Genomic DNA, 23,076 nt, shown 5'->3' on the forward strand with positions numbered 1-23,076 from the left:
GCCGTCCTTGAGATTTTGCAAGACTTGTTTCACGGGTTTTCCTGATGGAGTTGCTTTGTAGCGGGGGAGTGCGCCGAAGGCGACGTGTGCGCTGCAGGTGCAACGTCAAAGCACTGTGGCGCGATGCGCGAGGCGAGCGGGGCGCCCAGCCGCTCGTAGTGCAACTCATAATGTGCTGCGCACAGGTCAATGGAAAAGTCGAGAGCGACATGCGCTGCGGTGCGGTGTGCGCGTGCCCGCGCAGATGTGGGGTTCGCAAGGCAATCGAGCATGGCCGACGCGAAGTCTGACGGTTCGTCTACGCGCGCCGCCAGATAGTCGAGATCGCCGAATACTTCGGCAACTTCCGGCAGGTCCGATGCAATCGTCGGCACGCCCGCCATGCAGGCCTCGATCAGCGCGACAGGCAGGCCTTCGTATCGCGACGGAAACACGAACGCGTCAGACGCTGCGAGATACTGTGGTACGTTATCGCGCACACCGGCGAAAGTTACCCGTCCGTCAATGCCTAGCGTCTGCGCAAGTCGCTGCGCGGACTCGCGCAAGCAGCCGTCTCCTATTAGCAGCAGATGTGTACGCGAGGCCGACGAGTGCGAGCAAAGCTGTGCGAACGCTTTCAGCAGTATGTCGTGTGCTTTCGGTGAACTCGCCAAGGTGCGACCGTGAAAGGTACCGACATGCACGAAGACGAAGGCGTCGGGTGCGATGCCAAGAGAGCCGCGTACACCGGTGCGTTCTCCGGGAGCAAACCCTGTCGCGTTGCGCTCTGTATTGGCATTCGCGCCGGCGCGTGCGACGCCATTGCGTACAGTGACCACTGCGGACTTCTGCGCGCCCCGGAAATAGTCGGCATAGGCATCGGCAACTCGCGCACCGCAAGCGACCGAGGTGGCGTACAAGCGGTCGAGCAGCCATGTCCCCGCGCGCGATCGCGTTCCCTGGATCGATGTGCTGTGGATCGTACGGATGAGTCGCTGGCGAACGGTCAACGCATTGACCGCGGCGAGCACAACGTCGGCCGCGTAGAGGTGCGAATGCATGACATCGGGGCCCAACGAGCGGATCGTCCGCGCGAGCGACATGGCGCCGTCCAGCCGCCTCATCGAATGCAGCGTACGGCCGCTGACCCAGACGCCAGCATGCTCAAGCTTATCGGCGAGCTCCGCGCCCCTTTCGCCGCGGACTCCGGCAAGTAGCGCGACGCCTACCTGATGTCCGCGTCGCGTAAGTGCGAGTGCGAGTTCGGCGACCAAAGTTTCCGCGCCGCCCGCTGAGAGCGTCGGTATGACCTGAAGCACTTTCATGGTAGTGTTTCCCACAGGCCGCGCCGCGGGGCGGCCAAGGTCCGCAGGTGCGAAAGCCACGCATCGAACCGGCTCTCCCAGTCACCTTCGCGCTGCAGATATTCCTCGGCCGTCGTCGCAACAAGACCGGGCGCGGCCCGTCTCTTCTGCACGATCGTGGCAACAGCTTTTGCGATGGCCGGCCATTGGTCCGAGGTGGGATCCGGATCGACGACGAGAGCCGCATTCAGAGCACCGGCCGCCTCGGCTGCATTGCCAGCAGCGTGATTGCAGATGACGTGCAGATCTGACAACAGGTACTCCCATATTTTTGTTGGCGAGGCCACCCGATTAATCACGTGATCGTCGCGAAAGATGATGCCAAAGTCGCCAACCCGAAGATGCGCATGAAGTTCTGACGGTGCAACGCTTGCGACAATTGTTTGAATGCCGTCGGTGAGACGCTCTAGCTGGCATCGTGCGCCATCCGGGTCGGCGGTGAAAACGACGAACCGCAGCCGCTCGACATACGCACCAAGCGTCGCGACAAAGCTGGCGATTGCGGGTAGCCGTTGATAGGCCTGCGTACCACCCGAATAGACGATGACGATTTCCTCATCGGCTATGCCATAGTTCTCCCGCGTGACACGCGCAGTTGCGTGCATGAAGCGGGCGGACGACTTCACATCAAGCAGAAACGCCTTTTTGTGAAACGCCGCCTTGCCAAGCTTTTTGTGCAGATGGCTGACCATGCCATTGGAAACGACAAGATAGGCATCGCAGGCGCGCAGCACGCGAGCTTCATGGCAATGAAACCAGCGCGGCGCCCGTGCTAACGATCCATGTTGTCGTTGCCGTCGGTATTCGGTTTCCTCCGGTAAGGCGCCATGCAAATCTGCAACTTGCAGTGCGCCCTTGCCGCGCCAGAGCGTGACGGCCGCAGCTTCATGCCCTTCTGCTTGCACGATGGCGGGCCGAAGCAGCAGGCGTGCGGCGAAGACCAGAGGCCGGCACCAGTACACGGCAAGGCGCCGGCCAAACTCATACCGTGATATTGGTGGCGCCACGCACTCAATGACGCGGCGCGCTCCCCGCTCTTTTAGCGGCGCGCCCCAGCTCTGTGCGCAATGGGCGATCGGCACGAAGCGCAGTACGTTAACGTCGAAACCGCGAGCGGTATAGCTATCGACCATCTGCAGTACGCGCGTCGCATAGCCGGACGTTGGGGCGTCCGCATTGAAACATGTGATCAGCAAGACGGGGCGGTGCGACCGCCATCGGTCTAACGTCACCATCATGACAGCGCGGGCGCAGCGAACGCTGCGGTACGATGTACTGGCGTATAGCGGTGGCGCAGGAACGTCACAATGCGTTCGCTGGCCCTCCCGTCGCCGAACGGATTCTTGCGTGTCGAGCGGTCGCGATAGTACGCCTCGTCCGTGAGCAGTCGCATGCATTCGCTGACGATGCGCGTTTCATCCGTACCAACCAGCGTTACGGTGCCCGCCTCGAGCGCCTCCGGGCGCTCGGTCACATCCCGCAACACGAGCACCGGCTTGCCGAGCGATGGCGCTTCTTCCTGAATGCCGCCCGAGTCGGTGAGGATGATGGATGAACGCCGCATCATCCACACGAATTCCGGATAATCCAGCGGCTCAATAAGGTGCACATTGTGGAGGCCTGAAAGCACGGATGTGGCAATGCGCTGCACGTTCGGATTAGGGTGCACCGGGTAGACGACCTGCGCGCCGGCGTCAGACGCGATCCGCTTCAACGCCTGACATAGCGAAGCAAGACCATGCTCGTGATTCTCGCGACGATGCCCGGTCACGAGCACGATCTTGCCATCGTGTTGCAGGAACGGATAGCGCCCATGCAATGCCGCTGCGACGCCCCCATGGCGGCGTGTGAAGTCGAGCGTCATCAGCAGCGCGTCGATCACCGTGTTGCCCGTGACAACAATCGAATCACTAGGTACGGCTTCAGTGAGCAAATTGTCTCGGGCGAGTTCAGTCGGTGCGAAGTAGTGCGTGCTCACAAGGTCGACCACCCGCCTGTTCAGTTCCTCGGGCCACGGCTGCGCGAGGTCCCCGGTGCGCAGGCCCGCTTCCACGTGTCCAATGTCGACGTGCGCATAGAACGCGGCCAGGGACGTGGCCATCGCGGTGGTTGTATCACCGTGCACGAGTACGCATGCCGGTTTCACTTCCGCGAGGACGTCCGCGACGCTGGTGAGAACGTTCGCACTCAGCGTGGCAAGGTCCTGATTGTTGCGCATCAGGTCAAGATCAATATCGGCGTTAATCTCGAAGTTGGCGAAAACCTGGTCGAGCATCTGACGGTGCTGGGCGGTGGCGCACACAACCGTGCGAAGACGCGTCTCGCGTCGCAGACGGTGGATTACCGGCGCCATCTTGATGGCTTCGGGCCGGGTGCCGACGACAATGAGAATTGTGGGCTGGGTCATGACAGATCAACGGATAAGAGTGATCGGATGAATGGCGATGCGCTCAGTGGACGTATGTATGGGCCGGGCGATGTTGTGGCCAGGCGCCCTCATGACACAAGTCCGGTTGCGGTGAATGCGTAGCCGAAGCCATGCGCGACACGAATTGGCGTGCCTTGCGGACGCCTGCCCAGCTTTCGACGCAGGCGGCTCACGAGTGCCTCAAGTCGGCGCTCATCGTAGTGGCGATAGTCGTAACCGAGTGCGGCTACGATTTCTCGGCGCGATACCGGTTTGCCAGCATGCGTGAGAAGTACAGAAAGCAGTGAGCATTCAGTGGCCGTCAGTTGCACCTGCTCGCCATCGGGCGAAAGCAGCAGCCATTTGCGCGATACGAGCAGCCAGGCATCAGAAGGCTTCGCAGCGTCCTGCGGATCAGTGTCCTGCATGTGCCGGTCCTGCGTGTCACGTATGCGGCGCGCCAGACTCTCCACGGTCGCCACGAGTTCACGTGGGTCATGTGGGCGGCTCACGCAGACATCGGCGCCGCTTTCGAGCGCGGCGATGCGCGCGTCCTGCTGCTGCGCGTCCACTAGCACCGCGATGCCAAGCCGTCGATGCGCGCGTAAGCGCGCGATCGTCGCCTCGCGATTGTCAGTCGACTCGTGACTGCCGACCAGGACAATGTCACAGGGATGTGCCGCAAGATGGCGGGTGAGCGTAGCGACATCTGGAACGTCGGCGACGTGATGGCCAGCCTTGCGCAATGTCGCGCCAAGCTGGGCGCGGGTAGCAGGGTCCCGCTCAAGAATGGCGATCAACATCACTGCACGCCGCGAAACGTGTGGCCAGATGACTGTTGGCGAAGCCATGCCGTCCATGCAGATCGATCGTTTGTCTTATGAGGTAGCGGTAAGGGATGCCAATCCCCGTCCGCGCGACGCCAATCAGCCGCCGTTTTATTTTCGTTCAATGCCCCGTAAATGGTCGCTTTCTGTTTCATGTAATGCCCCGTAGCCAGTTGCTAATTCGTCGTTTTAGGTGGTGGCCATGCGCTAAAAATTCTCCAGTCACGCTTGTTGAATCGTTTTTAATGATGCGTGCGGCCCTCGGAATGTCGGGCTGAATTATTCCTTGCTTCGACTAAAACGGGGGGTGACGGATATCACACATTGGTGCGGGTTATCTATTTTGTATCAGCCCGCTCCGTCGCAGCTTCGATTCGACCGCTTTTACATGCTAATCCCGACGCGGACGTCGTTTTGGTCGTGGACCTTGCATTGCAATACCGTCACTCGAGAAGCTCATGGCTCAAGATTTCTGACGAATTCCGATCATTAATGACGCAATGGGATAACGGTCGAAAATAGGCCTTTAAACTGGCGCCCGTCTGACGAGGGTCGTTGTTTGAAATACTGTTTTTGCGAATTCGACATCACACATTTACACGCATTGAAAGAGTTCAAACATGGAACCTGTAGCGGTTTTTGCACTAGCCTTTATATTCGCTGCCGCGCTGATCAAAACTCGGGGTTGGCATTTGAAACTGACGGGCGATAGCGATCTTGCCGGCGTGCAAAAAGTGCATGGCGTGTCGGTGCCGCGCGTGGGTGGCGTTGCGGTATTCGGCAGCCTCGCGCTTTTCGTGGGGACCACGTGCTTGCTGGGCAAAAGTGATGCATCGAATGAGCTGTTGATCCTTGTTCTGGCATGCTCGTTGCCGGCTTTCGGTTCGGGCCTGATCGAAGACATGACGAAAGCCGTCGTGCCGGTGGTGCGTCTGGCGATGTCGATGATGTCTGCATTGCTCGGCTATCTGCTGCTTTCGGCGAGCGTGGGACGAACCGGCATTGAGCCCTTCGATCATCTTTTGCAGTTCGCGGTCGTTGCGATGCCGTTGACGCTCGTGGCAGTGGCAGGTGTGTCGAACGCTATCAATCTGATTGACGGCTACAACGGGCTTGCCTCAGGCGTGAGCTGCGCAGCTCTTCTCGGCATGGGCGCACTGGGCTATGAGGCTGGCGACATGGTCATCGTGGAGCTATCGCTCGTCTGCGTGGCCGCGCTGCTCGGCTTCATGATGTGGAATTTCCCGCTGGGACGGATCTTTCTCGGCGACGGCGGCGCATATTTCGCGGGGTTCGTCGTTGCGGAGCTTGCGTTGCTGCTGGTGGTGCGCAACCGCTCCATCAGCCCGTGGTCGGTGCTGCTGCTGATCGGTTACCCGGTCACTGAAACGTTGTTTTCCATCGCGCGCCGCAGGTTTATCAGCCGCACCCCGGCGGCTGAACCGGACGCAAGGCATCTGCACCATCTGGTATATCGCTGGGTGGCACTGCAACCGTGGTCGACTGACACGCGGCTGGGCGATTTGCGCAACCCGTTGACGACGATCGTGCTATGGACGCTGAACGCAGGCGCCGTCGTGCCGGCGGTGTGTCTGCACGACGATGAGCCCGCCGCGATGGCATGGCTTGCTGGCTTCGTGCTGGTTTACAGCGCGCTCTATGGCTCTCTGTATCGGTCAGGTTCGCCCGTCACGGGATTCGTGCAACGTCCGTGGATTGAGCTGTGATGCGACGCGCGGCAAATACCAAAGCTGCTGCCATGCCGGCGCCTGGCATCCTGTTCGACTTCTCGGGGATCCGCACGGGTGGCGGCGTCCAGCTTGCACTCAATTTCCTCGACAGCGTGCCGGCACGTGAGTGGCCAGGCGCGCGGCTCTTCTTTCTGCTGCCTGATTCTGGCGAGTTGGCACATTACCCGTTGAAGGTCCCCACGTCACATCAGTTGCGGTGCCCGTCACAAGTGCTAAGGCGCGCCTGGTTCGAGCGCACTGTGTTGCAATCGTTCATACGCAGGAACGGCATCACCGTCATCAAGACATTGTTCGGCGCGGGTTTACCGCATGGTCCGGAAGTGAAGAGCGTGGTCGGGGTGGCTTATCCGATCATCTGCTATCCCGAGTCGCCGTACTGGCGATATCTCCCGTGGCGCGCCGCCGTTCGCCAGCGAATCAAGAACGCGGCGCGCCGCCGCCGCCTGCTTGCAGCAGACCGGATCATCGTCGAAACATCGGTGATGCAGCGGCGCGTCGCCGCACATTGCGGTCTTGAGATGACGAAGGTGGAGGTGTTGCCACCCGCTCCGTCCGACTACGTTCGTGGCTCGCCGCGCGAACGCGCTGACAGGGAACGGGTCACGTTCCTGTTTCTGAGCGGGGCCTCGCCACACAAGAACCTATGGCGTCTGCCGGCGGTCGCGAACCGGCTGATTGACGCGGGCGTGGCCGGGCGCTTCCGGTTCCTGATCAGCTGCGAATCGGCCTCGCTTGCGAGCGAACTCGACGGGCACCCGATGGCCGCTGCCCATTTCGACTTTCGGGGAGCCGTTGCGTCGCGGGATATCCAGAACGTCTACGACGAAGCCGACGTACTGGTGAATCTGAGCGACCTCGAGAGTTACAGCAATAACTATATGGAAGCGTGGAAGGCGAATGTGCCTTTGCTTGTCAGCGACAGGGACTTTGCGCGCGAGATCTGTGGCGACAGCGCTTTCTACTGTGAGCCACACGATGTCGCGCAGATCGCGGCGAGGATGCTCGCGTTCGTGCAAGGCGAAGTTGAGCTTGAGCGTCTCGTTGCAAATGGAAAAAAGCGTTTGCAGGCTCTTGCCAGTCAGGAAGTGCGCGCCGACCGGATTCGCGCGATGTTGCTGTCCTGCGTTGCGGGGGAGGGCGTGTGGAGCTGATGATGCGCGCCGGTCGCTACGCGCTCGTGGCAAGCGTCGAGGCGGCGCTGTCGATGCTCTTCGCGCTGCCGCGCCTGCGAGCCTGCAACGCGCTAAAGGCGCTCGCATTGCGCGCGCTCGGTGCAACGATTGGCCGGCGGCCGGTGTTTTATCCAGGCGTGTGGATCATGCCGGGGCGCAACCTCGCGGTGGGCGACGACGTCGACTTTGCGCTTGGTGTCGTGGTTACGACGGCGGGTGGAGTGGAAATCGGAGACCGCGTGCTGATTGGCTATCGCACGCAGATCCTGTCTACCAATCACGTCATACCGCCGCTGCCGGGCAAGGTGTTTTCGAGCGGACATGCGGGCCGCCGGGTGACGATCGCTGCCGATGTCTGGATAGGAGCGAACAGCATCGTCCTACCGGGCGTGAGAATCGGCACTGGCGCCGTGGTTGCAGCTGGCAGCGTGGTGACGAAGGATGTGCCTGCCGGCGCGATTGTCGGCGGAAACCCCGCGCGCGTCATCCGTATGAGGGCGTGAGGACCATCTGTTTGCCAAGCTGCCTTTGGCGTCGTTGTCATTGTTCAACCTGTCGGACGAGTTTGATGATCAGGAATATTTTGGTCGTATGCACGGGCAATCTGTATCGCAGCCCCATTGCGGAGGCCTTGCTGCAAGATGCGCTGCCAGACTGCGAAGTGCGTTCGGCCGGACTGCATGCAGCCGTCGGCGTGCTCGCGCCGACGGTGCTTCGGGAGCTGTTCATGGCGCACGGTCTGTCGCGCCCACATTGGGCGCCTTGGCAGATCGGCAGCGCCGACGCCACACGCGCTGACCTGCTGCTTGTCATGGAGGCGGCACAAAAGCGGGAGGTCGAACGGCGCTTCCCGGCCGCGTCGGGAAAGACCTTCCTTTACGGTGCGTCAGCGGGTGGGGACATTGACGATCCGCATGGCGGCAATGCCGAGGTGATCCAACGTTGCTTCGAGCAAATCCGGTCATGTGTGCCTGGCTGGGTACAGCGCATCGCTGCGCTCAATGGAGTGCACGAGCATGACTGAACCCAAAAGCGAACGCTTTTTCCTGCCGTCTGATCAGCCGCGAAAGCTGTCGTACTACCTTGAGCTCGTGCTGACCAACAAGGTACTGATTCTTGTCACCGCAGCGGTGGTGGTCATGCTGGGCGTCGTGTATGTGCTAATCGTCCCGCCGACCTACGAATCGAATCTTGTCATTCAGGTCGAGGACCAGTCGGGTGGATCGAGCAACCTGCTCGGCGACCTTTCGTCGGCGCTGCAACTGAAGGCCGGCGCACCTGCCGAAATGGAGATTATCAGGTCGCGGCTAGTCGTCTCGGCGGCCGTCGACAAGCTGCGGATGTATATCGACGCGCGTCCGGTCATGCTGCCTGTGGTGGGGCGCTGGCTCCAGGTCCGACCGTCGGGTACATCAGTCAGCGCGCCGCGCTTCGGGCTCGACAGCTATGCATGGGGCGGCGAGACGCTTGAGGTCGACCGCTTCAACGTTCCGGGCGAACTCGAGGGTAAGCGGTTTACGCTGTTGAGTCTTGGCGGCGGTCGTTTCCGGCTGGCGAGCGACCAGGCGGACGTCAACGCGACTGGCCAGGTCGGCACGCCGCTCGTCTTAAGCAACGATCTCGGTACGGTGGAACTGCATGTATCGAAAATGATCGCCCGCGCAGGCGAACGCTTCGAGCTGCGCCGCTATTCACGGCTCGACGTGATCGACAGGCTGCAACGCGAACTGACAGTGCAGGAGCTTGGCCGCGAATCGGATGTGATCGGCGTCACGTTGACCGGACGCGATCGCCAGAAGACGGCGCAGGTGCTCAACGCAATCGCCACCGAATATCTTGCACAGAACCTCGAATACCATGCGCTCGAAACGCGCAGGACGATTGATTTCCTGAATGGTCAACTGCCGCGACTGAAAAAGCAGCTTGATCGTTCGGAAACCGCCTTCAATACATACCGCAACCGATACGGGACGATTGATCTTGCCGAACAGACAAAGCTGCTGCTTGAGCAATCGGTGGACGCTCAGACCAAACTGCTCGAATTGCGGCAAAAGCGCAGCGAACTGAACCAGCGCTTCACCGAGCTGAACCCGGCTGTCGGCGCACTGGATCAGCAGATTGGCACGCTGGAGAAGCAGTTGACGGGTTTCCAGCAACGGATCTCCGATCTGCCCGCACTCGAGCAGCAGCAGGTGACACTGGTGCGCAACCTGCAAGTGGATACCGATCTGTACATGAACCTGCTGAACGCGTCGCAGGAGCTTGACATCGCGCACGCTGGCAAGGTTGGCAACGTGCGGGTGGTCGACTACGCGGTAGCAGCCGAGCGGCCGGTGAAACCAAAAAAGGCGCTTGTGATGGTATTCGCGCTGATTGGCGGCCTCGGCCTCGGCATGGCTGTCGCGTTCCTGAAGTCGGCGGTGTTCGAAGGCGTGCGCGATCCAGGCTCACTTGAAGAGTCGGTCGGCTTGCCAGTGCTGGCGCAGATCCCTCGCTCGCCCAGGCAGCAAGCGCTCGATCGCGCGGCCAACGGCAATTCCGTGCTGGCGCATCGTTACCCGAATGAGCCCGCTATCGAGAGCGTGCGCAGCCTGCAGGTCGCGTTGCAGGTCATGATGCTCGACCCAGGCAAGGGCCTGATCCTGATTGTCGGGCCGAGCCCCGGAGTAGGCAAGTCATTCGTCTCGCTGAATCTGGCGACCTTGCTCGCGAACTCAGGTGAGTCGGTTGTGCTGGTCGACTGTGATCTGCGGCGAGGGCGTCTTCACAAGGCGCTTGGCCTGCCGAGGAGTCTGGGGCTCGCCGAGTTTTTGCGTGAGAAGGCAGAGCTCGACGAGGTCATCCGCAAGGGCGGCGCGCAGCTGCCGGACTTCGTCGCCTGTGGTGACTATCCCGAGGCGCCGGCGTATCTGCTGATGTCGCCGCGTTTCACCGGGTTGCTGGCCACTTTGCGAAGCCGCTATCGCTACGTAATCGTTGACACGCCGCCCGTGCTGGCGGTCGCGGATTCCGCCATTGTGGGCAGCCATGCCGATTTGTCGCTGGTCGTGGCACGCGAAGGCGCGACGTCGCTGAGCGAGCTCGAACATTCCATTGCGGCTCTCAGGCAAGGCGGCATTACACCGCGCGGCATCGTCTACAACGACATGGACATGCGCCGCGGTCAATACGGATCCCGTCGACGTCGGTACGTCGGCTACTACACGTACGGAGAGGAATAGTGAGCACACTGAATCTCGTGCCGGGCTCATCCGCCGGTTCAATCGCAGCCGAAGAAACGACGACGTACGACGCCTGTGTAATCGGGCTTGGTTATATCGGCCTGCCGACGGCGGCGATCGCAGCCCAACGCTCGATTCGCGTGCTCGGCGTCGACATCGATGCCCGCGTGATCGAGGCGGTCTCGCGCGGCACGATTCACATCGAAGAGCCCGGGCTCGCCGAGCAGGTCGCGCATGCAGTGGAACGCAAGATGCTCAGTGTGGCACGCCTGCCGGAACCGGCATCAGTGTTCCTGATCGCCGTGCCCACGCCGTTCACCGACGGTCACGTTCCGGACCTGAAGTATGTGCGCAGCGCGGCTCTGTCGGTTGCGCCAGTGCTCAAGCGGGGCGATCTCGTTGTCCTGGAATCGACCTGCCCGGTCGGTGCGACGGAGCAGATGTGCGAGTGGCTCGCGCATGCGCGGCCCGATCTCACGTTCCCGCACCGGGGCGACACCGCGACGCCCGATGTGTTCGTCGCCTATTGTCCCGAGCGCGTACTGCCTGGTCGCACCTGCATCGAACTCGTGAAGAACGATCGCGTAATTGGCGGTATCACGCCTGCGTGCGCGCATCGCGCAGCGGCGTTTTACCGTCGCTTTGTGGAGGGCGATTGCGCGGTGACGGATGTGCGTACGGCCGAACTGTGCAAGCTGTCTGAGAACAGTTTTCGGGACGTGAACATTGCATTTGCGAATGAGCTCTCGCTGGTCGCGGCGCGCTTCAATGTGGATGTCTGGACGCTGATCCGTCTCGCGAACCGTCACCCGCGCGTGAATATTCTTGAGCCGGGACCAGGCGTCGGTGGGCATTGCATCGCGGTCGATCCGTGGTTCATCGTGAGTGGCGCGCCAGATGAGTCACGTCTGATCCGCAAGGCGCGCGAAGTCAACGACTACAAACCGCAGTGGGTGCTCGATAAGGTGCGCCGCGCGATTGCAGGCCATCGCGAGAAGGGCCCCGTCGAAAACGTGTGCATCGCGGTGATGGGGCTGGCATTCAAGCCAGATGTCGACGACCTGCGCGAAAGTCCGGCAGTTGCGATCGCCCATGCGCTGATGCGCGAACCCGGCTGCCAGCTGCTGATTGCAGAACCGCATATCGATACGCTGCCGGCGGAGCTGCAGGGCCCGAACGCATGGCTCATCGAAGCGGACGCAGCCATAGCGATGGCGGACGTGTGCGTCGTGCTCGTCAAGCATCGTGCATTTCTGTCGCTCGATCTTGCCCAGTTGACCGGCAAGACGATCGTCGACACGAAGGGACTGTGGCAATAACGTGCGCGGCATTCGAGTTCCGGCCATTGCGCGAATCGCAAACCTCACGCGCAGCCCGTCGTTTGCAAGGCTCACCAGCAATGCCGGCTGGAGCGTTGGCGGCGCGCTCGCCGGGCGAATCGCGGCGCTTGTCTCAGCAGTGCTTCTTGCGCGCATCCTCGGTCCGGCGCGCTACGGCGAGTACGTGCTGGTACTGGCCACAGTCACTTCGGTCGCCAGTCTCTCGACAAGCGGCCTGGGGCTGGCCGCCAGCAAATATCTGGGGGACTTTCATGGCGCAATCGAGTCGCGTCGGGACGTCGGCGTGGTGGTCGTCGGAATGAGCGCGTTTGGCTATGCTGGGCTTTCGGGTGTCGCGCTTGCACTGGTCGCGCCGCTACTCGCATTGTGGCATTTTCATCACGCGGCGATGCGCGGTCTGCTTGAGCTTGGGTCACTGGCCGTCGTGCCAGCGATCGTACAGGGCGTGGTGCAGGGCGCACTGAACGGGCTGGAGCGCTTTCGTACGAATGCGCTGATGACGACCAGCAGCGCGTTGTCGCTCGCGTGCACCGTCCCGTTCTGCGCGTGGCTTGCGGGCGCGGCAGGTGCACTCTGTGCGTTGATCGCCGTGACGGGCGCGTGGTCGTTTTATGGTGTGTGGGTAGCACGAGCGGGCATCGACTGGCGCGGCGCGTTACGCACGGCATGGCTGCGCGACGAGACCCGCCGCTTTGTTGCGCTTGGCACGCCGGTCGTAATGAGTGCACTCGTGATGGCGCCGATCAACTGGATCGCGCTGTCGTTGCTCGCGAGTACGCCCGCTGGCTTTGCACAGGTGGGGCAGTTCAATGCTGCTTATCAGTGGTATATCGGCCTGACTTTCATTCCGGCGGTCATCGCCGGGACGGTGCTGCCTGTACTGTCGCGGATGCGCGCATCGGGCGATGGCCACGGCTTCGCGTTGCTGACACGTCACAGCATCGTCGCCAATACGCTCGTCGCGTGCGCGTCTTCGCTGGTAGTAGGACTTGTCGCAGGGCGGCTGATGGCGCTGTATGGGGCCGCCTACCGCGACGCCGCTCCGCTGCTGCGCTGGCTTGCGGTGGCTGCGGCGGCAAACGGTCTTAACGCGGCAATCGGCCAGATCATGACGGCGAGCAACCGTTTATGGATCGGTCTCTTCGTGAACCTGCTGTGGAGCGCCATCTATCTCGGCTGGGCGAGCTGGCAGGTGCCGCGTGTGGGCGCGCTGGGCCTTGCGCAAGGACTCGTGGTCGCATATGTGGTGCACACACTGATTCATCTCGGTTTTTTGCGTCGGCATGTGCGTGAAGCGGCCGCCGGCGAGCGCCACGGGAGACCCGCATGAGCAGCGCGGTCTTCGTCGATGTGCTCAACCTCGTGTGCACGCTTGTCGGGTCGGTATGGCTCGTGCGGCGTGACCGGTTCTGCGGCTTCTTTGCACTGGTGGCGAGCTATTACGCGTTCCTCGTCCTTGTATTCCATCTGGGCGGTGTGTTCATCCATCAGGAAGGATTCACCGGCAAGATCTACGAAATCGACGAACGCACCTTTGTGCAGGTAAGTCTGTATGCAGCCACCTTCAACACACTGTTTCTCGTGGTGTTGTCGGTGGGCGCCCGGCCCTTCGAACTGGCGCAGCGCCTGACAGACATCGATATGGGCCTGGTTACCAACGTCTATTTCGGCCTGTTCATAATCGGCGCGGTGCTTTACTTCTTCGAATCGAGCTCGTTCGATTACGCCGGCTATGTGTCGTTTCGCGGCGTCGCCTATGGCTGGGTACTGCTGATCGTCGGTACGTCCTCTCTCGTAACAGCCTATCTGCGCCGCAGCTATCTGTATCTCGCGACTGTGCTGCTGGTTTATGCGTATTTCTGCTTCAAGACAGGCGTGCGCTCGTTTTTGCAGATGCCATTGCTGCCGCTCGCGATCCTGTCACTGGCGAACTCGGACCGCGATCTCGGCAAGAAGCTTGCGCTGTACGGTGGCGTGCTGCTCACTGCTGCGTTTGCGCTACTGTTTCTGCGCTCAAGCGGGGAATTGGCACTACCCGAGATATTTCTCGTCCATGGACTGCACGTGGTCTTCTATTCTTACAGCGGCAACGACCAGCATACGGTATCGCCGCTGATCGGATTCGCTATTGGCTTCGTCAATTTCTTCGCGAAGATTGACCTCGATTCGCTCGACCCGGCTATCCGCTTTGCGCAGGATTTTTTCGGTTTCACCACACCCGATGGGTTCTATCACATGCCGTTCACCTGGTACGCGGATTCATTCGCAGCACACGGTTATATGGGGGTAGCGTACGGCGCAGTATGGGCCGTGCTTATTCGCGGACTCAAATGGCTGGTGTTGCGCGATCCGCTCACCCTTGCAGCGTTCCTTCCGCAGGTGTGCTGGGTGTGTTTCTTCGTGATTCGCGGAGCGGCGGCAAATGCAACCAATTCAATCACGACGGCGATCTGGCTCTCGATCGCGGTATACGGCTTTCTCAGAATCGCATCCGTTGGAGCAATGCAACGTGCGCGTTAGCGGATGCGGTTTCCGCACAGGCTCATATTTTCCAGAACCTAGCATTCATGAAACAGATTGCTGTCACTCTTGCCTCTCTATTGTGTGTCGTCCTGGCCGGCTGTGCAGCCGCCCCGGGCATGCGATTCAATCCCGGTCCGGCCACGCAGACGCAGGGCGGCGACCACCTCGTTGTCAACGGTCAGCACTATGTGCTGTTGCCGCTTACGGTCGCGGGCGTAAACTCGGTCGCGTCGACGCCCTTGCGTCCGGCGGCGCCTGTATCGGCGACGGATCTCGCGCAGCCGAACGACGTTTATAAGTATCGGGTGGGGGCGGGTGACGTACTGCATGTCGTTGTATGGGATCATCCGGAGCTGAACAACCCGGGCATCGGCGCACAGGTCGCGGGAGGGACGCAGCTGGGCAGTGCACAGTCGCTTGCCGCACAGGCGGTCGCGTCCGCCAATGGCGGCGACGCGCTCGGACGGGTTGTACAGGCGGACGGGACGATCTACTACCCGTATGTTGGTGCGTTGCGCGTTGCGGGCAAGTCGGTGCCGGAAATTCGCCGTGAGCTGACGTTGGGCATTTCACGCTACGTGCGTGCGCCCCAGCTCGACGTGACCGTAATGAGCTTTCGGAGCCAGAAGGTGTACGTGACAGGCGAAGTCAGGCAGCCCGAGGTACTACCTTTAACTGACGTGCCCTTGAACGTCGCCGATGCAATCGGGCTTTCCGGTGGCGTGACGCCCGACGCCGACCTGGCCGGCGCGACGCTCACCCGGGGACACGTGCAGATCTCAGTGGACCTTTATCGGCTGCTGTATCGTGGGGATATGCGCAATAATCTGCGGCTCGTCGATGGGGACATCATCGACATTCCTAACCGGCGCATCAAAAAGGTGTTCCTGATGGGCGAAGTCGCCAAACCGTTGTCGATTCCGATGCCGACTGACGGTCCGTATACCCTGGCTGAAGCGTTGAACGATGGGGGCGGAATGAACCCGCTGACCTCGAACGCCAGGCAGCTGTACCTCGTGCGGGCAAGCGGCCCCGATACGACCACAGTGTTCCATCTCGACTGTTCGTCACCTGTCGCGGTCGCGCTCGCCGATCAGATCGTGCTGTCGCCGCGCGACATAATTTACCTCGATACGGCGAGCGTCACGCGATTCGGCCGGGTCGTATCGCAACTGGTGCCGTTCGCCGGTGGCCTGGCAAATATCAAGACCCTAGGCATGTAATGCGCATGGGAATCTCAGCGACCATCGCGAAGGAGCACGACATGCAAGTAAAACGCCGGCGTTTTCTGTTTGGCTCACTGATGGCGGGCGCATCCGTGTTACCTGCGCGCGCTGGCACGCAGCAGCCCCAGACACCGTCCGGCGACGGTGTGTCGGTTTATAAATTCGGCGCCGTGGGCGACGGCCGGACTGACGATAGTGAGGCAATCCAGCGTTGCCTGTCCTATGCGGCACGCGCGCGCTGCCGGCGAGTGCTTGTTGGTGCGAATCACGTGATTACCGACCTCGATCTGACAGGTCTCTACTACGGCGGTCTCATCATCGAGGGAACCAATACTACGCACCAGCCTGTGCCTGGCCACGCGAACTTCATCGTGCGTGGTACCGCGTCGCAGGGACTGGATATATCCGGCACGTCGGGCCTCGTATTGCGCAACCTGACGTTTGCGGGCTTGCCTTCCGACGCGCCGCGCAGTGCGGTCTTCGCTTCGCGCGTGGCAGGCGCCAACGAAAGTTATGGCCATTCCTTCGAGAACGTGCGCTGCTATGGGCGGTTCACCTGCGCGGCGTTGTACAACTATGCGGGCGAGGTGTGGAGTTTCCGGCAGGGGGACTATCGCAACGACGCCGGGTTTGCGACGTTGTATTTCACGACCTTCAACTCACTAGGCCTGAAGTCGAAGTTCCGCGAAACGGATGCGCACGTGCGCCCGCTGACCGTTACAACGCTTGGCAACCTGACCGTTTATTACAACGCACGGGATGGCGCGGCAATCTGGTTCGAGCAGGACCCGGGCACACCGCCCGACGCGACGGTGCAGCAGATCAAGATCGAGGACTGTTACGTCGTCGCACGCGGCCAAGCCCGAGCTACGTTCAGATTCTCTGACATCATGGGCAACGTGCGGATCGTCGCATGTAGAGACGAATCGTTTGCACGCGGCGATTCCGATGCGGCCGTCACCTGCATTCTGGTCGACGGCATGCGAAACCTACGCGGGTTGACGCTGGAAGACAACGTGTTCTTTCCGCGCTCGTTTGTGATCGACGCACTCGCACCCGTGCAGGACTACCGGGCCGCGGGGAACTATGTCTGGAACAAGCCACGTGTCTGGCGCTTTACGCAACTGGCCAACGCGACGCATGCGACGCTATACGGCAATGAGCTCTTCGTTGTTACTGGACGCGCAGATCGCGTCGAAGTCAGCGCCGTAAATCGTCAGACGGGCGTGAACAATGTGCGTATGACACTGCGTAGCTGAAAAGAATCCAGCTCAGGCTTTGAGGTGAGGTAGCTGCAGCATGGCCGTCTGAAACCGCAGCGCAGTGGCCAGGTAGTCTTATGCAGTGCGCATCAACTCTTCCTTCCCATCTCCAGTCTGGCCGAGGGGCATCTGGACTGGAGCGCCGGGAGCGGTTCGCTTGGCGAGTATCCCGATGTCACACAGATCGCAGTCGACGGCAAAAATGCTGCTCGCTGGGTGAGGTCCTTTGCCGCAAAGCACCAGGTTGATCCCAGACACCTGCCGCGCTTTGCAGAGTGCAGCTATCGCAGTAACGCGTGCGGTGCAAAAGCAGCAGGCAGATAGTTATGAGCGTCAGCTAGTGACAGACGTCACTGCATGCGGCAATGCGACGCCGTACGATTTTCCTTGCCGAGGGATTCTACGAGATGCCATCAAAGCAATGACAAAGACGAAATTTTTGCTCGCTACGAGCCGTAGTCGCGACCACGACGATCAGATCCGGGCGTCGTTTGCGACCCGCTCCCTTCACGATCTGCTGTCGGAAGAGGAAATCCGCCAAGTCCAGCAATGGACCGACGAGTGGTTGATTCTGGCAGTGAAGGAGGGGGTCCTGAAATGGCCCCATGCGATTGACGAAGCAACGATCCGAGATATTCAGACTTGCTACAGAATGAAGATGACGCCGGAAGAAGCGGTGCATTTCTTCAGTCGCATGGGTGATGAAGGCACGTTGTTCTGACCTTTGCTGATCGTTCCTGACGCGCCATGTGCCATATAGTTAGTATGACTATACACTTGCGGACGCCATAGCTAGGAAACCATCGAAGCGTGCACGTACGACACCAACCATTCGCATTGAGCGCCATGTCACTCGCCGTGGCTCTCACGCTCTCGGTGGCTGCACAGGCGGCCGCTCCACCTGTGCTGAATTCGCTCGGGCAGGCAGGCGGGCTGGTCATTCCTTATGCGTTTGCTTTGCCAGAAGGGACTGCGGAGGCTCAATACAACCACTTTCTGGATCCCCGCTTCGGTGCGCGCGCGACCGGCGCGCAGATGTACTGGGGAGCGGTGGGTCTCTTGCCCTATGTCGAGGTGTCAGGCGGGCTGGCCAATTACCCGGGCAACGTGCCCGCGGCCTTCTCCGGTGCTGATCATTTCTTGTTCCGGCATCTGATGGCCGACGTCAAGGTGCAGGTTCCACGGTTTTTCCGCTACCAGCCGGCGATCGCATTTGGCATGACGGATGTTGGCGGCCAGACGCATTATTTCCGTTCGACATACGGTGTCGTCTCGCAGAGCTTCGGACCTGCGACACTGAGCGTTGGCTACGGGCAGGGCGATCGCCTTAACGGGATCTTTGGTGGTGCGGAGGTATCGCTTTGGAACACCGGAGCGTCGCTGCTCGTGGAAGACGACTCGAAAACGCCCTATGCGGGTTTTCGTTACCAGTCACCCGGAGTCAGTTGGCTTGCCGGCGCGAGCTTCGTTGGAACGGTGTTGCGGTCGCTGCGTTCGACGTACGGCGTTGCTCCGCGCACTTCATTCTCGGTTGGCGTGCAGATTCCGCTTGGACACCGCTTTGACGCTTCACCCGTCGAACACACGCCCGCGGACTCGAATCTGCCAGCAAACATCGGTGTAGAGGACAACCTTGCTGCGCATGCGGGTGCGCTGCCGCCAGACATGCGGGGCCTGGCAGCCGAACTACCGCCCGCGTCGCACGTTGACATCGCGGACCGCGATTTCGCCGTTGCGCCGACGCGTCCAGCTACCCGATTGACGCTTGCAGGCGTCGATGACGTGTGGTCCGGAAGGGAGCGGGTCGCGCAATTGCCGGAGCCCGCGAAATCCGATTCCGTTGTCGACGAAACGGCAGCGCTCGATACCGTCGCCGCGCAGCTGTTTGCTGCGGGACTGGAACGTGTGCGCGTGGGTGTCCGCGAGCGTGACCTGATCGTCGAATACGAAAATCACCGCTACAACCAGAACGAAGCTGACGCGCTTGGCATCGTGCTCGGTGTGGCTAGCGCGGGTGCGCCGCGCGAAGTGGAACGGATCCACGCGGTAATCAAGAAAGATAACCAGATATTGGGGGAGCTGACTGTCACTCGCGATGCCTATGCGCAGTTCCTCGTGAGCGGTACGCCTGGCGATCTGGCTATATCGATGACGATGCGCTTGCGACCCGACTACGATGCGAATTCTGTCGAATGGCACGGGGACGAGCACCGACATGGTCTTACGCGCCTTGAGGTCAGGCCGATCGCGAGTTATCTGTTCGGCACCGAATACGGGAATTTGGATGCGTCGATCGGCGTCAACGTTGTGGGCCACATACCGCTGTGGAAGGGTGCTGAGCTGATCGGCAGCTACGTGGCGCCCATCTATCACACGGCGAACATGGATGACGGCCGCGTCTACAGCAAATACAGGTTGCAGGCTGGCTTGTCAGATGCCGCCCTCGCACAGAGTTTCTGGATCGCGCCGCAGGTCTTGAACGTGCTGGCAGTCGGCAAGTTCGATTTCCACTACGTGGGTGCCGAAAACGAAACGACTTTATTCGTTCCGGGCCACCCCGATCTGGTGCGATTACGTCTCGCGTATCTGCATCAGCAGCCGGGTACCGACCACCTGCCGCATGAGATCAATGCATCACTCACGTATCGCTGGGTGCAGCCCGCCTGGAAGCTTTGGGTCGAAGCCGGCGCGGCGCGTTTTGTCGGCGGAGACAAGGGACCATTGATTACCTTCACGCGCTGGTTTGACGACGTTTCGTTTAGTGTGCATGCCGAGCATAGCGGACAGGGTACTTATGCGGGCCTCGCCATCGGCTTCCCGCTGACCCCGCGACAGGGCATGAAACCCGGCATCACGCAGATCGATGGCGCTGACCACTTCGCTCTCGACTTCCGCACCCGCGTCGGCGCCCCCAATTATGTCGCTCCGAACGCGGTTGAAAATCTCGGCTTTGCTTATGGCACGCAGAAGATGCTGCTGAACGAGGGTCGCTTCAGCGCACAGTATTTTGCGACCCAGTTGAAGCGCATGCGGGACGCATACGAGCGCTACGCCGCTGCGCCGACCGGATTGGTGACGGTGTCACGCTCGTCAGGCGCGGTATCTGCGATCGGCGCGACGAAGGGGCGCGTGGCGTGTGCGAATTTCTATCGGGCGACAGGTGCTCAGGCCCAACAGCTCAATGGTTGTCAGTAACTTCCTTCTGGAGAGACCGATGAAGCGTTCATACCTACTCGGAAAGCAGACATTGTGGATGGCAACGACTGTTGTTGCGCTGAGTGTGCTGACGGCATGCGGCGGCAGCGGATCGCCGCCGACCGGGACCATCAACGGCACAGCGGCGGTTGGCGCTCCGTTCGCGAGTGCGACGATCTCAATCGTCTGCAAGAACCGTTCGGCGAGCACTACGACAGACTCATCCGGCAAGTTCAACGCGACGTTCGCGTTCGATGGCCCGTGCACGTTGACTGGCACTGGCGGTAGCACCACGCTTCACTCGTTTGCGGCGGGGCCGGGTACGTACAACCTGACTTCACTGACGGAGCTGCTTCTGAGTTATCTGGCGGCGCAGCTTGGGACTACGGTCAACGGCCTGCTGGCAGGCCTTCCGACCAATCCAAAGTACCAGAGCGCACTGACCAGTGGCACGGTGATTACAAATGCGGAATCCGCCGTCGCGCAGGTCGTCAAAAACATGTACGGCGTGACCTTGTCGACTTCCGCGTTCCTGACTACTGCGTTCACCACGGGTCAGCCGGGGATCGATGCCGATCTTGACAAGCTGCACGGCGCCGGGGCGATTGATTCCACGGGACAACCAGTCTCAGAACTGGTGAACGCGCTGGTGAACGCAGGCGCGAAGAATCCGATTACGGGTTCGGGTAGCGGCTCGACTGGGGGTACGGGCGGTACGGGTGGCACGGGCGCTACGTAGACCAAAAGTGACGGGTGCTGGGGCGCGTGCTCATCCCGGCCGAGCAGGTGGCGGATCGCAGCGGCATTGTCGTGATATTGCCAGCCCGAGTGGAAGCCAGCGTTTCGGATGCCCCCTGAGCGCGAACCGTGCCGCGAGCTTGGCGAGACGACGTGTCTCGCGTCAGGGGCATTCCCTTTTCGCAAGAAAGTGATTCAGCAAGCACGTGCTTTAACGAAGCAGACTCTGGAGGACAAGTAAGTCATGTGCGGGATTGTCGGTGCAGTTGCACAACGTAACATCGTTCCCGTTCTCATCGAAGGACTGCGTCGCCTCGAATATCGCGGCTATGATTCGTGCGGCGTGGCCGTGCTGGCGGGAGGCGAACTACACCGTGCGCGCAGTGTCTCGCGCGTCGCGGAACTGGATGCGCAGGTGCGCGAGACGCATCTGGAAGGCGTCAGCGGCATTTCGCACACGCGGTGGGCGACCCACGGCGCGCCCGTCACCGATAACGCGCATCCAATATTCTCCTGCAACGAATTGGCACTCGTGCACAACGGCATCATCGAGAATTACGAGCCGCTGCGCGAGATGCTGCGTGGCAAGGGCTACGAGTTTGTCTCGCAGACCGATACGGAAGTCATCGCGCATCTGATCCACAGCCTGTATCGCGGCGATCTGATCACAGCGGTGCGAAATGCCGTGGGCGAACTGCACGGTGCCTACGCGATTGCAGTTTTGCACACAGCGCATCGGAACACGGTTGTCGGTGCGCGGCAAGGGTCGCCGCTCGTCGTTGGTCTTGGCGAGCACGAGAACTTTCTCGCCTCGGATGCACTGGCGCTTGCTGGAAGCACGGAGCGTCTTGTCTTTCTGGAGGAAGGCGACGTCTGCGAGCTGACGCTCGCGAGTGTCAGGATCGTCGATCGTCACGGTGCGCCTATTGAGCGCGAAACGCGTGAAGTTGCGGCTTACGGCGGTGCGGTTGAACTGGGCCCTTACCGCCACTTCATGCAGAAGGAGATTTTCGAGCAGCCGCGCACAATCGGTGACACGATCCCGGCAACGGATTCTTTCGACGCAACGCTGTTTGGTGAGGCCGCACCGACGGCATTTTCGGAAATCGACAGCCTCCTGATTGTCGCATGCGGCACGAGCTACTACTCGGGATTGACGGCAAAATACTGGCTCGAGTCGATCGCGAAAATTCCCACGCAGGTGGAGATCGCGAGCGAGTACCGCTATCGCGACTCCGTGCCAAATGCGAATCAGCTGGTAGTGGCGATCTCGCAGTCTGGCGAAACCGCGGATACGCTTGCGGCGCTCAAGCATGCGCAAGCGCTGGGACACAAGCACACGCTGTCGGTCTGCAATGTCAGCACAAGCGCGATGGTGCGGCTGACGGTGCTCTCATTCCTCACGCATGCGGGCCGAGAGATCGGCGTCGCGTCGACGAAGGCGTTTACAACGCAGCTGGTCGCTCTCTTCGTGCTCGCGGTAACGCTCGGCAAAGTGCGCGGCCACGTGACCGCGTCACAGGAAGCCGACTATCTGCGCCAGCTACGCCACTTGCCGGCGGCGCTAAACAGTGTGCTGGCGCTGGAGCCACAGATCATCGCATGGTCGGAAGAGTTTGCGCGTAAGGACAGCGCACTGTTCCTCGGCCGCGGGCTGCATTATCCAATAGCGCTTGAAGGTGCGTTGAAACTGAAGGAGATCTCTTACATCCACGCGGAAGCGTACGCGGCCGGCGAGCTTAAGCATGGGCCGCTCGCGCTGGTCACGCAGACAATGGCGGCCGTGACCATTGCACCAAACGACGCGCTGCTGGAAAAGCTGAAGTCAAACATTCAGGAGGTCCGGGCGCGCGGTGGGCAACTGTATGTATTCGCCGATGCCGATACGAAGATCGTCAATGACGAAGGGCTGCATGTCATCCGCATGCCCGAGCACTATGGCTTGCTGTCACCGATCCTGCACGTCGTGCCGCTGCAGTTACTCGCGTACCACACGGCTTGTGCCCGCGGGACGGATGTCGACAAGCCGCGGAATCTTGCAAAATCTGTCACCGTTGAATAACGGTCGCGC

At 60.9% G+C, this 23,076-nt stretch carries 18 protein-coding genes; 14 read left to right on the top strand and 4 right to left on the bottom strand.

The features are described from left to right. Positions 1 to 29: 29 nt before the first annotated feature. From GCT13_RS18040 to GCT13_RS18055, 4 genes are all read right to left on the bottom strand, one after another. The gene (locus GCT13_RS18040; RefSeq protein ID WP_087737903.1) at positions 30 to 1,304 is read right to left on the bottom strand and encodes a glycosyltransferase; all 1,275 of its coding nucleotides are present in this window, start codon (positions 1,302 to 1,304) and stop codon (positions 30 to 32) included. Next, on the bottom strand, positions 1,301 to 2,581 hold the full coding sequence (locus GCT13_RS18045; protein ID WP_321574438.1) for a glycosyltransferase: 1,281 nt from the start codon (positions 2,579 to 2,581) through the stop codon (positions 1,301 to 1,303). Before GCT13_RS18045 ends, GCT13_RS18040 begins: the two co-directional genes overlap by 4 nt. Beyond that, entirely contained in the window at positions 2,578 to 3,750 is a 1,173-nt protein-coding gene (gene wecB / locus GCT13_RS18050) for a non-hydrolyzing UDP-N-acetylglucosamine 2-epimerase (protein WP_087737902.1), read from the bottom strand. The genes GCT13_RS18045 and wecB overlap by 4 nt, the downstream gene beginning before the upstream one ends. A gap of 89 nt (positions 3,751 to 3,839) precedes the next feature. Next, positions 3,840 to 4,553: a response regulator transcription factor gene (locus GCT13_RS18055; RefSeq protein ID WP_160111786.1), complete on the bottom strand. Its 714-nt coding sequence runs from the start codon at positions 4,551 to 4,553 to the stop codon at positions 3,840 to 3,842. Between the two features lie 644 nt (positions 4,554 to 5,197). Here GCT13_RS18055 and GCT13_RS18060 point away from each other — a divergent pair. From GCT13_RS18060 to glmS, 14 genes are all read left to right on the top strand, one after another. After that, a complete protein-coding gene (locus GCT13_RS18060; protein WP_087737900.1) occupies positions 5,198 to 6,304 on the top strand; it encodes an MraY family glycosyltransferase in 1,107 nt (368 codons plus the stop codon). Positions 6,305 to 6,336: 32 nt separating this feature from the next. Next, positions 6,337 to 7,479 (top strand): glycosyltransferase family 4 protein, encoded by a 1,143-nt coding sequence (locus GCT13_RS18065; RefSeq protein WP_160111784.1) that lies wholly within the window; start codon positions 6,337 to 6,339, stop codon positions 7,477 to 7,479. Further along, positions 7,479 to 8,003 (top strand): acyltransferase, encoded by a 525-nt coding sequence (locus tag GCT13_RS18070; RefSeq protein ID WP_152760314.1) that lies wholly within the window; start codon positions 7,479 to 7,481, stop codon positions 8,001 to 8,003. The genes GCT13_RS18065 and GCT13_RS18070 overlap by 1 nt, the downstream gene beginning before the upstream one ends. Positions 8,004 to 8,068: 65 nt before the next feature. After that, the gene (locus GCT13_RS18075) at positions 8,069 to 8,524 is read left to right on the top strand and encodes an arsenate reductase/protein-tyrosine-phosphatase family protein (protein WP_087737898.1); all 456 of its coding nucleotides are present in this window, start codon (positions 8,069 to 8,071) and stop codon (positions 8,522 to 8,524) included. After that, complete coding sequence (locus GCT13_RS18080; RefSeq protein WP_160111783.1) at positions 8,517 to 10,721, top strand: GNVR domain-containing protein; 2,205 nt, start codon at positions 8,517 to 8,519, stop codon at positions 10,719 to 10,721. The genes GCT13_RS18075 and GCT13_RS18080 overlap by 8 nt, the downstream gene beginning before the upstream one ends. A 41-nt stretch (positions 10,722 to 10,762) precedes the next feature. Next, positions 10,763 to 12,040 carry a UDP-N-acetyl-D-mannosamine dehydrogenase gene (gene wecC / locus GCT13_RS18085; protein ID WP_087737952.1) on the top strand — a complete coding sequence of 426 codons (1,278 nt, stop codon included), beginning with the start codon at positions 10,763 to 10,765 and terminating at the stop codon, positions 12,038 to 12,040. A 1-nt stretch (position 12,041) separates the two neighbouring features. Continuing rightward, positions 12,042 to 13,391, top strand: coding sequence for an oligosaccharide flippase family protein (locus GCT13_RS18090; protein ID WP_087737896.1), 1,350 nt, complete (start codon positions 12,042 to 12,044; stop codon positions 13,389 to 13,391). Next, the gene (locus GCT13_RS48405) at positions 13,388 to 14,581 is read left to right on the top strand and encodes a hypothetical protein (RefSeq protein ID WP_160111782.1); all 1,194 of its coding nucleotides are present in this window, start codon (positions 13,388 to 13,390) and stop codon (positions 14,579 to 14,581) included. Before GCT13_RS18090 ends, GCT13_RS48405 begins: the two co-directional genes overlap by 4 nt. A 119-nt stretch (positions 14,582 to 14,700) precedes the next feature. Next, positions 14,701 to 15,807: a polysaccharide biosynthesis/export family protein gene (locus GCT13_RS18095; RefSeq protein ID WP_160111781.1), complete on the top strand. Its 1,107-nt coding sequence runs from the start codon at positions 14,701 to 14,703 to the stop codon at positions 15,805 to 15,807. 41 nt (positions 15,808 to 15,848) lie between these two features. After that, positions 15,849 to 17,069: a hypothetical protein gene (locus GCT13_RS18100; RefSeq protein ID WP_143811078.1), complete on the top strand. Its 1,221-nt coding sequence runs from the start codon at positions 15,849 to 15,851 to the stop codon at positions 17,067 to 17,069. A 424-nt stretch (positions 17,070 to 17,493) separates the two neighbouring features. Further along, complete coding sequence (locus GCT13_RS18105; protein WP_087737893.1) at positions 17,494 to 17,793, top strand: hypothetical protein; 300 nt, start codon at positions 17,494 to 17,496, stop codon at positions 17,791 to 17,793. 125 nt (positions 17,794 to 17,918) lie between these two features. Next, the gene (locus GCT13_RS18110; protein WP_087737892.1) at positions 17,919 to 20,267 is read left to right on the top strand and encodes a YjbH domain-containing protein; all 2,349 of its coding nucleotides are present in this window, start codon (positions 17,919 to 17,921) and stop codon (positions 20,265 to 20,267) included. 58 nt (positions 20,268 to 20,325) lie between these two features. Beyond that, positions 20,326 to 21,006: a carboxypeptidase regulatory-like domain-containing protein gene (locus GCT13_RS18115; protein ID WP_227746892.1), complete on the top strand. Its 681-nt coding sequence runs from the start codon at positions 20,326 to 20,328 to the stop codon at positions 21,004 to 21,006. 243 nt (positions 21,007 to 21,249) lie between these two features. Then, a complete protein-coding gene (gene glmS, locus GCT13_RS18120) occupies positions 21,250 to 23,067 on the top strand; it encodes a glutamine--fructose-6-phosphate transaminase (isomerizing) (RefSeq protein WP_087737890.1) in 1,818 nt (605 codons plus the stop codon). Positions 23,068 to 23,076 lie beyond the last annotated feature (9 nt).

Source organism: Paraburkholderia franconis, from assembly GCF_009362735.1.
GTDB classification, from domain to species: Bacteria; Pseudomonadota; Gammaproteobacteria; order Burkholderiales; family Burkholderiaceae; genus Paraburkholderia; species Paraburkholderia franconis.

Coding starts and splice junctions, on each gene's coding strand:
- GCT13_RS18040 (WP_087737903.1), bottom strand. CDS start 1,304: ATGAAAGTGCTTCAGGTCATACCGACGCTCTCAGCGGGCGGCGCGGAA.
- GCT13_RS18045 (WP_321574438.1), bottom strand. CDS start 2,581: ATGATGGTGACGTTAGACCGATGGCGGTCGCACCGCCCCGTCTTGCTG.
- wecB (WP_087737902.1), bottom strand. CDS start 3,750: ATGACCCAGCCCACAATTCTCATTGTCGTCGGCACCCGGCCCGAAGCC.
- GCT13_RS18055 (WP_160111786.1), bottom strand. CDS start 4,553: ATGTTGATCGCCATTCTTGAGCGGGACCCTGCTACCCGCGCCCAGCTT.
- GCT13_RS18060 (WP_087737900.1), top strand. CDS start 5,198: ATGGAACCTGTAGCGGTTTTTGCACTAGCCTTTATATTCGCTGCCGCG.
- GCT13_RS18065 (WP_160111784.1), top strand. CDS start 6,337: ATGCCGGCGCCTGGCATCCTGTTCGACTTCTCGGGGATCCGCACGGGT.
- GCT13_RS18070 (WP_152760314.1), top strand. CDS start 7,479: ATGATGCGCGCCGGTCGCTACGCGCTCGTGGCAAGCGTCGAGGCGGCG.
- GCT13_RS18075 (WP_087737898.1), top strand. CDS start 8,069: ATGATCAGGAATATTTTGGTCGTATGCACGGGCAATCTGTATCGCAGC.
- GCT13_RS18080 (WP_160111783.1), top strand. CDS start 8,517: ATGACTGAACCCAAAAGCGAACGCTTTTTCCTGCCGTCTGATCAGCCG.
- GCT13_RS48405 (WP_160111782.1), top strand. CDS start 13,388: ATGAGCAGCGCGGTCTTCGTCGATGTGCTCAACCTCGTGTGCACGCTT.
- GCT13_RS18095 (WP_160111781.1), top strand. CDS start 14,701: ATGCGATTCAATCCCGGTCCGGCCACGCAGACGCAGGGCGGCGACCAC.
- GCT13_RS18100 (WP_143811078.1), top strand. CDS start 15,849: ATGCAAGTAAAACGCCGGCGTTTTCTGTTTGGCTCACTGATGGCGGGC.
- GCT13_RS18105 (WP_087737893.1), top strand. CDS start 17,494: ATGACAAAGACGAAATTTTTGCTCGCTACGAGCCGTAGTCGCGACCAC.
- GCT13_RS18110 (WP_087737892.1), top strand. CDS start 17,919: ATGTCACTCGCCGTGGCTCTCACGCTCTCGGTGGCTGCACAGGCGGCC.
- GCT13_RS18115 (WP_227746892.1), top strand. CDS start 20,326: ATGGCAACGACTGTTGTTGCGCTGAGTGTGCTGACGGCATGCGGCGGC.
- glmS (WP_087737890.1), top strand. CDS start 21,250: ATGTGCGGGATTGTCGGTGCAGTTGCACAACGTAACATCGTTCCCGTT.